The sequence below is a fragment of the Niallia sp. genome (assembly GCF_031978665.1).
GTDB lineage: Bacteria > Bacillota > Bacilli > Bacillales > Cytobacillaceae > Niallia.
Genome location: NZ_DALZDK010000040.1, coordinates 1 through 11,687, shown reverse-complemented (window position 1 = coordinate 11,687; position 11,687 = coordinate 1). Strand labels below are relative to the sequence as shown.

General features: G+C 33.3%; 14 protein-coding genes and 2 pseudogenes. 13 read left to right on the top strand and 3 right to left on the bottom strand.

Annotation, left to right across the window (positions count from 1 at the left end; translation table 11 throughout):
* A pseudogene (locus RTL21_RS19270) lies at window positions 1–192 on the top strand (TetR-like C-terminal domain-containing protein); the annotation flags it as partial.
* A gap of 95 nt (window positions 193–287) precedes the next feature.
* Here the strand turns inward: RTL21_RS19270 and RTL21_RS19265 are convergent.
* Entirely contained in the window at window positions 288–1,196 is a 909-nt protein-coding gene (locus tag RTL21_RS19265) for a LysR family transcriptional regulator (RefSeq protein ID WP_312098245.1), read from the bottom strand.
* A gap of 189 nt (window positions 1,197–1,385) precedes the next feature.
* Between RTL21_RS19265 and RTL21_RS19260 the strand changes: the two are divergent.
* Window positions 1,386–2,558, top strand: a pseudogene (locus tag RTL21_RS19260) (MFS transporter).
* Between the two features lie 242 nt (window positions 2,559–2,800).
* On the opposite strand, the gene RTL21_RS19255 reads toward RTL21_RS19260, so the two are convergent.
* Both RTL21_RS19255 and RTL21_RS19250 read right to left on the bottom strand, forming a co-directional pair.
* Window positions 2,801–2,986: a hypothetical protein gene (locus RTL21_RS19255; protein ID WP_312098244.1), complete on the bottom strand. Its 186-nt coding sequence runs from the start codon at window positions 2,984–2,986 to the stop codon at window positions 2,801–2,803.
* A gap of 453 nt (window positions 2,987–3,439) precedes the next feature.
* Window positions 3,440–4,216, bottom strand: a complete 777-nt coding sequence (locus RTL21_RS19250; protein WP_312098242.1) for a class I SAM-dependent methyltransferase — start codon at window positions 4,214–4,216, stop codon at window positions 3,440–3,442.
* A gap of 174 nt (window positions 4,217–4,390) precedes the next feature.
* On the opposite strand from RTL21_RS19250, the gene RTL21_RS19245 reads away from it, so the two are divergent.
* The 11 genes from RTL21_RS19245 (at window position 4,391) to RTL21_RS19195 (ending at window position 11,638) form a co-directional block, all read left to right on the top strand.
* Entirely contained in the window at window positions 4,391–4,921 is a 531-nt protein-coding gene (locus tag RTL21_RS19245; RefSeq protein WP_312098240.1) for a sigma-70 family RNA polymerase sigma factor, read from the top strand.
* Window positions 4,881–5,771 (top strand): DUF4367 domain-containing protein, encoded by an 891-nt coding sequence (locus tag RTL21_RS19240; RefSeq protein WP_312098239.1) that lies wholly within the window; start codon window positions 4,881–4,883, stop codon window positions 5,769–5,771. Before RTL21_RS19245 ends, RTL21_RS19240 begins: the two co-directional genes overlap by 41 nt.
* Before the next feature lie 382 nt (window positions 5,772–6,153).
* Window positions 6,154–6,618 (top strand): hypothetical protein, encoded by a 465-nt coding sequence (locus RTL21_RS19235; RefSeq protein WP_312098238.1) that lies wholly within the window; start codon window positions 6,154–6,156, stop codon window positions 6,616–6,618.
* A gap of 83 nt (window positions 6,619–6,701) precedes the next feature.
* Entirely contained in the window at window positions 6,702–7,163 is a 462-nt protein-coding gene (locus tag RTL21_RS19230; RefSeq protein WP_312098236.1) for a DUF3888 domain-containing protein, read from the top strand.
* Window positions 7,164–7,595: 432 nt separating this feature from the next.
* Window positions 7,596–8,312 carry a class I SAM-dependent methyltransferase gene (locus RTL21_RS19225; protein WP_312098234.1) on the top strand — a complete coding sequence of 239 codons (717 nt, stop codon included), beginning with the start codon at window positions 7,596–7,598 and terminating at the stop codon, window positions 8,310–8,312.
* Window positions 8,313–8,716: 404 nt separating this feature from the next.
* Complete coding sequence (locus tag RTL21_RS19220) at window positions 8,717–9,253, top strand: DUF5412 family protein (RefSeq protein WP_312098232.1); 537 nt, start codon at window positions 8,717–8,719, stop codon at window positions 9,251–9,253.
* Window positions 9,254–9,405: 152 nt separating this feature from the next.
* Entirely contained in the window at window positions 9,406–9,723 is a 318-nt protein-coding gene (locus RTL21_RS19215; protein WP_312098230.1) for an iron-sulfur cluster biosynthesis family protein, read from the top strand.
* A 120-nt stretch (window positions 9,724–9,843) separates the two neighbouring features.
* The gene (locus RTL21_RS19210; protein ID WP_312098228.1) at window positions 9,844–10,278 is read left to right on the top strand and encodes a hypothetical protein; all 435 of its coding nucleotides are present in this window, start codon (window positions 9,844–9,846) and stop codon (window positions 10,276–10,278) included.
* A 25-nt stretch (window positions 10,279–10,303) separates the two neighbouring features.
* Complete coding sequence (locus RTL21_RS19205) at window positions 10,304–10,480, top strand: hypothetical protein (RefSeq protein ID WP_312098227.1); 177 nt, start codon at window positions 10,304–10,306, stop codon at window positions 10,478–10,480.
* A gap of 67 nt (window positions 10,481–10,547) precedes the next feature.
* Complete coding sequence (locus RTL21_RS19200; protein ID WP_312098226.1) at window positions 10,548–10,937, top strand: VOC family protein; 390 nt, start codon at window positions 10,548–10,550, stop codon at window positions 10,935–10,937.
* Window positions 10,938–11,167: 230 nt separating this feature from the next.
* Complete coding sequence (locus RTL21_RS19195) at window positions 11,168–11,638, top strand: hypothetical protein (protein ID WP_312098224.1); 471 nt, start codon at window positions 11,168–11,170, stop codon at window positions 11,636–11,638.
* The last annotated feature ends 49 nt before the right edge of the window (window positions 11,639–11,687 follow it).

Genomic DNA, 11,687 nt, shown 5'->3' with positions numbered 1-11,687 from the left:
GTGATCGAGGAGTTAGAGGCAGAAATAGTTGTGAATAAAGGGCTAAATCAAGGATTAAGTAAGGAGCTAATTCTTAAATTTTTTGGTGCAGCAATTGTAGAGATAGTGGAAGCATGGTTTACGAATGAATTGTCTGAACCTACTCAAGTCGTGGCAGAACAAGTAGGGATCTTGTTGGATAGAAATTTTTAAGTTGTTTAATGACAAGGGGGCAATTTGCTGTTACGGGGGCTACCCTTTAAAAAAGGATAGCTCTATTAACTTTTTACTTAAAAAATAATGCTTACCTACATTCCTGATATAGGATGTGAAAATTTAGCCTGAACTTCTTTTAAAAACACTTCAGCTGCAGCAGAAAAAACCTGATGTTTTTTCCAAACGATGTTTAGGCCAGATTCTAATCTGGGCTCTAACGGTCGAAAACAAAGATTACTGTCACAAGAAGTGTTCACTATTTTATCAAGGGTGATGGCATAGCCAATGCCTTCATCTACCATAATGGCGGCATTATAGGCAAGATTGTATGTAGTGACAACATTTAATTTATCGAAATCTTCCCCAAACCAATCAGCAAAAACATTTTTTGAATAGGTTTGCTTTATAGCCTGTCTGGAACAGATTAGGGGAAGATTTTGTAAATCGGATGCTTGGATTGTATTTTTGTCAGCAAGGGTACTGTCATTTCTCATAATAACTCCCCAAACATCTTTTGCGGGGATATTAATATAATTGTACTTTGATAAATCAGCTGGTTCAATTAAGATGCCAAAGTCCAGTAACCCACGATCAAGTCGCTCAGACACATCATCTTCGTTTCCGCTGTAGAGGTGATATCGTATATTGGGATAACGAACCTGCAAATCTTTAACTACCTGTGCAATCTTCCTCATTGCGTCTGTTTCTCCACTGCCAATATATACATCTCCACTTATTGTTTCTTCCATGGCTATAAATTCTGATTCTAGTTTATCAATCATATGAACGATTTCTTCTGCTCTTTTTCGTAGGAGCATTCCTTCTTCGGTAAGGGTGATACTATGACTACTGCGAATAAAGAGTTTCTTTCCTAATTCTAGTTCTAGATCCTTTAACTGTCTTGACAAGGTTGGCTGGGTAACATGGAGAAAATCAGCCGCCTTCGTAATACTTCCTTCTCTAGCAACATGAAGAAAATAACGCAACACTCTAAATTCCATTGATACGCCCTCCTTTATTTATTTTTAGTATATACATCAAGTATATGCTTATCAAGCATATCTAGATATAAGATATAAGTATTTGTTATATGTCAATAGTGGCTCTAAAATAATGAGTAAAAGGAGAAAATTTACTATGCTTAGATTTTTACATATAGTAGTTTCTTTTAAAATTTAGGAGGGGGTAATGTGATTAAACAAAATAAATTGCTTCTTTTTATATTAACATTCGGTGTTTTCGGCATTATTAATACAGAAATGGGTGTCATAGGCATACTTCCAGCTCTAGCTGAACATTTTCATGTCAGTATTTCAAAAGCGGGATTACTTGTTAGTCTTTTTGCCCTTGTTATTGCAGTTTCTGGTCCGACAATGCCATTGCTATTTTCAGCAATTGATCGTAAGAAGGTGATGTTGCTAGTACTTGGTGTTTTTGTTTTAGGAAGCCTAGTTTCTATATTTACAACGAGCTTTACCGTAGCATTAATTGCTCGTATCGTTCCAGCCTTTTTCCATCCCATTTATTGTTCGTTGGCATTTTCTGTTGCTGCTGCCTCGGTTAGGAAAGAAGAGGCACCGAAAGCCATTTCGAAAGTATTTATAGGGGTATCAGCTGGAATGGTCATTGGTGTTCCAATCGCAAGTTTTATAGCCAGTACAGCTTCCTTACAAATGGCACTAGTATTCTTTGCTGTTGTGAATGCAGTAGCCTTTATTGCTACATTAATTTATATACCTTCTATGCCAGTAAAAGAAAAACTTTCTTATGGAAGACAAGTATCTGTTTTAAAGAAAATGATAACTTGGCAATCCATTGTCGCCGTTATTTTCCTCAATTCAGCTATATTTGGGGTCTAAAGTTACCTTGCTGAATATCTGAAAACAGTAACGAGTATATCTTCGAATTCCATTACCATTATGTTAATGGTTTTTGGTGGGGCTAATATCATTGGAAATATTGTGGGCGGGAAGCTACTGACAAGAAAAGCTCTCCATACGGTAATGGCATTTCCCGTTGCTTTAGGTGCCATTTATATTCTGCTATTCTTATTTGGACATTTCTCCATACCGATGGCCATCATTACTTTAATATGGGGAATCTTAGCTGGAGTAGGAGGAAACATCAATCAATATTGGATTATGTCCTCAGCACCCGAATCTCCTGATTTTGCAAATGGATTATTTATTTCTTCTTGTAATGTAGGTACAACAATTGGAACTGCTTTAGGTGGATTTTTCATAGCAGGAATAGGTACACAATACGTGGTGTTAGTAGGGTTTTTATCTTTAGTATTGAGTATGATATTTATTATTCTAAGATTTTACATGGATCAATCGAATGCTAAACAACTAGCAAGTTAGATCATTTCAATATGCGAAGCCTTACTTTCATGAAAGTAAGGCCAGTTTGTCGACAAAATTGTCTTTGGTTTACTTATCATCTTCTTTTTCATTTTTGTATATCTTTTAGGAGAAGCAGGAAATTCTCCGCCAACAAGTGTTAATGCTTTTTTGCTTTGCTTAAAGAGTGACAAAAAATAGAACTTCCGAAGTTACGGAAGTTCTGTGTGAATTTTTATGATTGTTTGTTTTACAGCCGATTTTTAAGATTGGACATTTTGAAATAGTGAGATGGTCAGAATAATTGTTGATATGGTACCTGCAGACATTAAGGTAATTACTTTAAGTTCGTTTTTCTGTTTGTTCTTCTCATCTGAAGATTTTACAAGCTCTCGAGTTAGTGTACTCCATATAACTATCGATACGATTGCTATGATTAAAAGCAACAAATTATCACCTCCTGCTAAAACTTCCGTTATTAATTGAATAATTTGAATTCTGATAACTTAAGTGTATCATAGGTGTCTGTATTTTGCATGTGAGCCCATTTAAAATGCAGACTTAATAAATGGAGAAAAAAGGAACTTTTAATAGTGGTTGTCCGTAGAAAAGTAAATAAATTGTAGGGAGGAAAAACGATGTTTAAAAAAATCCTCCATGTTCTTATTGTCATAAACAAATAGAAGGTATCGAAGTAGTTTTTTCAGAATGCGCTATCCAAAGAGAAAAGGGATGACGGAAATAAAGGTTTTTTTACATATTGAAGGACAAATAATTTATGGAAAATGCTTTAATAAGAAATCTCCGAGCTAAACGTTCTTATCTTGTCTGTCAATAGGAAGGTTGGTGAAAAACAATTCAATGGAGAAAGCGAGGAGCCTATTACGTCCTCGCTTTCTCCATTATTCTTTCACACCAATTACTCGGAGTCTTTTATAATCAGCCATCCATTTTCCTTCTATATATAAAATGCCTTTTACATTTTCTTCAACCTTTGAAATGATATCGTCTTTGATCTCTATAGGAATACCATTAAACAGTTGATCCCCAAACATAGCAATCCAATTCCTCAATCCACTTTCCCCATCTAATGGAGTCGGTCGATCGAAGTGTTGTGCAAAGGTAACCCTTAATCCGATTTTTTCCATTAAACTTGAATACTCTCCGATACTTGGGTAATACCAAGGAAATTGTTCCTGGCTAAACGGAAATCCAGCTTGTTTTATTTGACGGATAATTTCATCTGATATTGTTTGAACATTGCTTTTGCCGCCAAATTCGGCAACAAATCTTCCGCCTTTTTTTAAACTTTGATAGATACCTTCTAAAGCTTGGATAGGAGGGTGTACCCAATGTAAAGTTGCATTAGAGAATACTGCATCAAATTCGCTAGGAAAATGTAAGCTTGTTGCATCTTGAACCATGAATTTTAGATGAGGATATTTATTGAGTGCTTGCTTCACCATATTTTCCGATTTATCGATACCTAAAGTCTCAGCACCAAAATTATGAATGGTGTTCGTCAAATCACCCGTTCCACACCCAAGATCAAGGATTTTTTCACCTTGTGTTGGATTCAATAATTCTACTAAATTATTCCCCAATTTCGAAACAAACGAATGTTTGTCATCATATAAATCTGCATTCCAATTGTCTTTTGCACTTTGAAAAGTTCCCATTTCTACACTCTCCCTATGTATATATTTGTAAGTTGAATTATAATGGAAAATATTGATAAAGGGAATTGGTAGAATGATAGATACGAGATTTAGTATAAAAAATTGGAACCTTTCCTTAAGAAAATACATCTTACTAACGAAAGACCATAACCAAATAAATAAGGAGGGGAATTCTTGAATAAGAAAGAAGTTCTAGAATTGTGGATAGATCATTATACGCAGCGTCTTGTTAGGCTTGCATATACATACACGAAAGATTGGTTAAAAGCAGAAGATCAAGTGCAAGAAGCATTTGTTAAGGCTTTTTATTCGATGGATCAATTAAAGAATAAGGAAGAGCCATTCTCATGGCTAGCGAGAATTGTAATAAATGAATGCAATAGTTCATTTCGAAAATCTTGGCGAGAAGTTATATCTGATTTTTTACCGGAAAAGAAACAAGAAAGCAGCGAAGACTCCTATCTCCGAAGTGTACAGGAAGAAGAAATACATAATGCTGTCTATGATTTACCGAAACATTATAGTTTGCCTATTACACTCTTCTATTTTGAAGAGCTTTCGATTCAGCGAATAGCGGAAGTTTTAAATCTTAAAGTTGGCACAGTAAAATCTAGACTTGCCAGAGGTCGTCAATTATTAAGTAATAGAATGAAGGAGGATGGAGATGGAGGAAAAAGAATTAAGATCAGCAAAGATGTACTTTAAGCATGAAGTAAATATGGAAAAGTTTAAAAAAGAAACATTCGAAAAAATAGATCAGGAATTACATAGAGAAGAAAAGCAAAGAAACTTTCCTAAGTGGGTACTTGCATCTGTAGCTTCGATTATGATAATTGGAGTGAGTCTAGCTTTTGGTGGTTCGCATATTGCAGATGCTGCACAATCTTTGATTAGTCAGCTATTTGGATCGAAAGAGAATTTAATGCAGACTTATCCTGAAGAAAGTCAAGGAGAAATAGATTTCTTTGAACGCCACATGCAAATAGCGAAAGAAAATTTAACCAACGAAGAGTTCAAAAAGTATAGTCAATTGTATATAGAACAGGCTGAGACGTGGAAAAAGATAAATAAAGAAAATCGACAGCCAGATAGCAAGGAAGCCAAAAGACTACATGAAATCAAAGAATTGCAAAGCACATACGAAAAGGAATTTGCCCTAAAGGAAGCACAAAGTTTCGCAAGTTTTCCTATTATAAAACCGACTTATATTCCAGATGGATATGAACAAGTGGATGAAAGCTTTGCTATTCAGAAAGAAGGGGAAGAATCAGTTGTTTCGTTAGATTACAGTGACGGGAAATCTGAATTTTCAACCATACAGCTAAAAATAAATCAATCAGTTGATTTAGAATGGGAAGAGGGTGGCTTTTTTGATCAAGCAAAACCCTATTCATTACATGGCTTTCAGGTTGATTATGCTCCGCCAAGTGAAGAATGGCCGTGGGTTGGGATGAGGATAACTGTACCTAACAAAGGATATAGAATCATCTTAACTGCAGATACAATGTCTAAAGAAGAGATGGAAAAAGTATTGCTGTCAATGATTGGAAAGTAAGAGGGTTTAGTGTGTAAAAGACTCCATTTTTTATGAAGATTCAAAGGTGACTCTTTTAGATGAATAGGATAGGGTTCACTTGGGAACTGCCAAATTTTAATTTTTAAATAAATTCGAATGTAAAAACGCAAGCCAATCACATGCTTGTGTTTTTGCATATTTACTTTCAAATTGCGAATTCCTTATTTTTTTCTAGATTATAATGTGAATTGTTTCCATTTCGATAATCATAGTATCTTTTTATCTATTATGCTATATGTTCATTTAATACATTTGCACTTCTTAATAAACATTCACAGTTCCGTCATAACTCATCCATCTGAAATTTTTGCTACACGCTATAATTAATCTGGAAAACATAATCTTTCTGGAGATGATTCTAATGATTGCGAAGCAACGGAAGTCTTTTTCTTGCTATTTGTTAATCTTTTTACACGTTTTTCTGGGAATAGGTGCTCTTGTTGGTGGAGGTTTATTGATTATTTATCCTGATGGGTCACTTCTGTCAATGTCAACGGATATTTTGGAAACTAGCCCCTTTGATGATTTTCTGATTCCAGGTCTTATATTATTTGTTGCGTTGGGAATTCTTCCGATCATTACTGCCATTTTTCTTATCTCTGAAAAGTCGTTAAAAATTGCCGAAAAGCTCAGCCTTTATAAAGAAACACATTGGTCATGGAATAGTTCTTTGTACGTTGGTTTTATCTTAAATATTTGGATTACAGTCGAAGTGTATATGATTCAAGGAGTTGCGTTTATTCACGTGTTCTATATCTTCCTAGGAATCGCCATTCAGTTTATTACTCTTCTTCCATCTGTTAAAGAGCATTACACAAACAAGTAATCGTTTTAATACTAATTTAATTCATTGATAAATGAATTAAATACCTCATTCTCCAAATATTAATTTAAAAGGAGATGAATTGAATGAAAAAGTTGATAGTATTTTCTGTTTTTCTGTTTGCTATGTGTGTGAACTACATACCTGTAAGTGCAGAAAAAACAAATAAACACAACTTCCAAGGAACTGAACAAGTTTTTGACCAATTCTTATTGTCTCAATTTACAGATGAAGTGAGACAAGCAATGAATGATTTTTATAAAAAGGATTCCATTAGAGCTCAATATAATTGGTGGAATAAGAACAATGATGTAGTAGAAATACTGCAATCTGAAAAAGGAAGGGAGTTTAGTCATCCTTTTATTATTAAATTTACTGTTGATACTTATGAAGGAAACAAAAAAGGACAACTCGGTACGGATACAATAGTATTTGGAGTATCACCACTTCAGTTTAATAAAGAGTTAGATGAAAAAAATTTAGCCGCTTCCAAAGTAGAGTTAATAGAATATATACATCGTGACCCAACTGATGCAAAAGACAAATAAATCTTAACAAACATAAAACCGTTGTTGATAAAAAATTTAATCAATAGCGGTTTATTATATTTAATTTTCTGAAACATCCGCAAAGATAAATAAATTGTTCAAAACAAAATCTTTTTCAGTGAAATCTGATACCCAGTGTTTTAGCGATACTGATTTCTTTCCATCTCTTATTCTATAAAAAATAGAGTAGGAGTCCCCATGGAGAATTACATAGATGGAAGATTAAAAAATTAAGATATATGCATTGAGAATTTGTAAAATACTGTATATAATAACTAGGCGGATACAATTATCTAAATAATTAAAATATTGATGATGTTTTTTTTGAACACTATGAGGTAGTAAATGGGGAATTTCAATTTTCAAAAGTGTTTAGATATTGACTAACTTTATATACTAGGAAAAAGTTTACTGAAGATTGGAGAGCTTATATTGCTTAGACTAGATTTAATTCGAAAGGAAGAAAAGAAATACCATGATTTTTGTTATGAAAATTATAAGTTGTTTGAAGAAGGCTCATGGTTATACAAGCCGGTAAAGGCTGTTATGGATTTACTTTCCTTTTTTCCTAATAAAGAAAATATGCAGGTACTGGATTTAGGTTCAGGAGTAGGGAGAAACATCATTCCAATTGCGCAAGAATTAAAGGATAAGAATGGGAAAGTCATTTGTGTGGATCTATTAGATTCCGCTTTAGAAAAATTGAAACTGTATAGCAAAGAATATAAGGTTGAAGGAATCATTGAAACAAGAAAGGCAGATATCGGACATTATGTAATCGATAAAAATAAATTTGATCTCATTGTTGCTGTGTCCACTTTGGAGCACGTCGAATCAGATGAGGTTTTTGAATATGTATTGAAACAGATGGCAGTCGGAACAAAAAAAGATGGAATAAACTGCTTGATTGTTAATTCTGAGATAGAAGAGATCGAACTGGAAACGAATAAAAAGTTAGAAGCAATGATGGAAATAAATAAGAAAACGGAAGATATGATACATACACTAAGTAGAATTTATAGAGGGTGGGAAGTGTTGTTCCAAGTAGTTAAACCGTTGGAATATATAATTGGCCGTGATGAAAAGGAAGTATTGCTAAAAACAAATGCCATTACTTTTATAGTAAAAAAGCTAGATATCCACAAATAGATCATACCATTGATTGTGAATGTCTTTTTTTGAAGTGAAACTTTATTTTCGTATTAATCCGTTTATATAGATAACTAATTGAAAGACAGGAGCATGATAAGTAAGAAAGCATATGTATCTAACCGTAAAATCTAAACAACTATTTTGAGGTGTTTATGATGATCAATCTATTAGAAACAATCAATCAATTATCGTTGGTATTGCTATTACTATGCACTTTTTTCTATTATTGGCATTTAAAAAAGAATAAAAAGCAAAGAAAACTAACAACTTTTGAATTTTCAATGTTTCTCTTGATTAAATTCACCTATGTTTTTTTTGCGGGCAGCTATTTACTGCTTTTTTTAGATAGAAATTTTGGATAAAAATGAAAGAAGAGTTGAAATAGTATTAGGGGGAGCCTTATGGAAAAGAGCTATAATGTATGGTCATTTTATTTAATCCTTGTTTGTTTAGTCTTGGGAGCATACTCCTTGTATTCAAATATTAACAACACTTGGTTGATTGCACCTCCCAATTATATTTTGCTTATCTTTAGTCTAGCTGCTTTTATTTTCGGCATTATTGGTTTTAAAGATAAAAGAAATAGGCACACAAAAACAAGAAGTTGGTTAACGGTCATTTTATCTTCCATCTTGTCAATCGCATTTCTACTTGCAACACTGTTTGTAATATTTGCCTCAGGATTTGGAGCAAATAAACATCTGGAAACCGTACAATCTCCTGATGGAACGAACACCATTGATTTTTATCAATATGATGCCGGGGCAATGGGGTCATTTGGAGTTAGGGGAGAATTAAACGGTCCACTATGGTTTAAAAAGAGAATTTACTATCAAGATAATATCGAAAATGTAGAGGTTAAGTGGGAAAATGAAAATACCATTTCGATTAACAATCATCTGTTAGATTTGAAAAACGGAGAAAGATACGGATATTAAATCAATGAGCAATATGTTAATTCCGGTACCTTCATCTGAAAGCAGAAATTTTTGCAACCATTTCAGAAATCGATTAAGCTGAGAGTAAGATTATCTACATTCTTATATTGGAATAGTATATAGGAAAGTAAAAATAGGTAGGAGATGGCAAGATGAAGGTAACAATCACAGATGCTGCTGTTGAAAAATTTCGTAGCTATGAAGTTCCTGTAGGAGCAGTTTATCGGTTGAGTACAATCTTTAGTGGCGGATGCAGCTATGTTTATAATTTCGATTTAGCGGTTGATTTTTCACAAGAAGAAGATACAGCCTTTACGGATAACGGTTTAACAATTTATTTAGATCCATTAACGATTAAGCATATTAATGAGGATTTAAAATTTGATTATGTTCAAGGAAAAGGATTTCGCTTAATTGGTGCTAGTGAAATTTATTCTTTCCATTTGGAAGTTAAGCAAAAAGCGAAATAAGAATGAAATGGACCAGATACTCATTTAAGAGAGCTGGTCTTTTTTATTAGTTAGTTTGAAAAGTTGAAACTATATCCTACCTATGTCCGTATATGGATATAAAGTGAGGGATAAGTGAGTATGGTTATGTATTTTTTAATGTTTGGATTAGGAATTGTCTTTTTTAGTATTTCACTGATTTATATTATTCAAATGTATGATGATAGAAAAATAACTTTTAGTAAAGGTAGTAAAACGATAGCTATTTTGTCATTAGGAATTTTCCTGTTAATTATCACTTTGCCAAGTCTTAAATATATTCTGTTTCGAGAATATGTGCAGCTTGATGGAGCGTGTGCAATTGATATTGATACATCAGCTCGAACTGCGGAAGCAAGCTTCGAAATACTTGATACAGGAGAAATCTTTAGCTTTCGTGATATTCCAGAGCTTGATATATATGGCAAGAAGGCGCCTTATTATTGTACCTTGACTGTTACGAAAGATCATAACTGGGAGATTGGTTATAAAATATATGATTTGAAAACAAAAGAGCTAATTGTATCTAATGAATAAAGATTTTTGAGATGGAATTATTGAAATGCTTGCAGGAGTGACTATTTACAGTATCGATACAGTCAATAATTTTGCGATTTCTAAGTTATCATTTATTATTTCTGTTATCATTATTTTAAGCGATACTATCGCGAGAATTTTTAAGGTTCATTTAAATGAAACATCATTAATGTCTTTTGTTTTAAGTATTTTCCTTTCATAAATGGAATTTTTTTATCGAAAAAAAGCACTAGATAAAATGAAAATGGAATAAAAAGGGAGTGGATATCTTGATTACATATAAAGCTCTTCATCATGTAAGTCTTACAGTCACGGATTTGGAAAAAGCCAAATATTTTTATGAGAAAATTCTTTGTTTAAAAGAATTAAAACGTCCTGATTTTGATTTTCCAGGTGCTTGGTATCAAATAGAGAATCAGCAACTTCATCTGATCGTCTATCCAGCGTCACAGACAATCCGCAAAGATAAAGCCCTAAACAGTAAAGAAGGTCACTTTGCGCTTCGAGTAGAGAACTACTATGATACATTGAATTGGTTAAAACAGCATAACGTGGAAATCGTTGAAAAACCAAAAAGTGTAAGCGGATTTGCTCAAATTTTTTGTGCGGATCCCGATGGAAATTTAATCGAATTGAATGTGGATCAGAAGGATTTATAAGATAGTTATAATCTCATTTCTTTTCAAAGGTTAGTTTACAACTACCTTGCATGGTTTTGTTTGTTTGATAGCCGTAGTATCGAAAGTATCAATATTAACGTTTTCTTTTAACATCATTTGTAGTTGAAACGACCGATACATAGACAGTTTGGGAATGTCAAAATCAATATGGCTTTTTCAATTGTTCCAAATATGCAAATATAAACTTGTTCAATAGGAGGAAACTATTTTTGAAAAAGTTTCGAGGAAAAAAGCGTTACTTTCGTAACTTGTGGAGGGACTTAAACGCTGAGCAATACGATTTAGACTTTGGGCAAGATGCTTGGTTTGATGCTTGGCATACCCATCTTGATTTTTACGGGCATGGGAATAATAGCGGGAAAATAAGAAGAGAGCATATAAAAGCACATATCGTTTTGTATAACAGTTTATTAGAAAATCTTAGCACATTCAATAAACCTTATCAATCGTGGATAGGATTAGTTGAGGAAGAGGCAGGTTTAGATGCAGTCTATATCCACTCTCCTAATCCTAACGATGATAATTTTCCTATTAAGATAGAAAATTTAAATTGGGAGTGCACTATCCCACATGATTTCAAGGATGTAATCAACCTAAAAGATTTTAATGTGGGTTATTATAAGTGGGAATCGGATAATTATTATATTATCCAATCAAAAGATAAGGGGATTAAATTGTAGTCTTATATAAGACTAAGAGCATTTTGTGATATGGATTTTCGGTTATTTT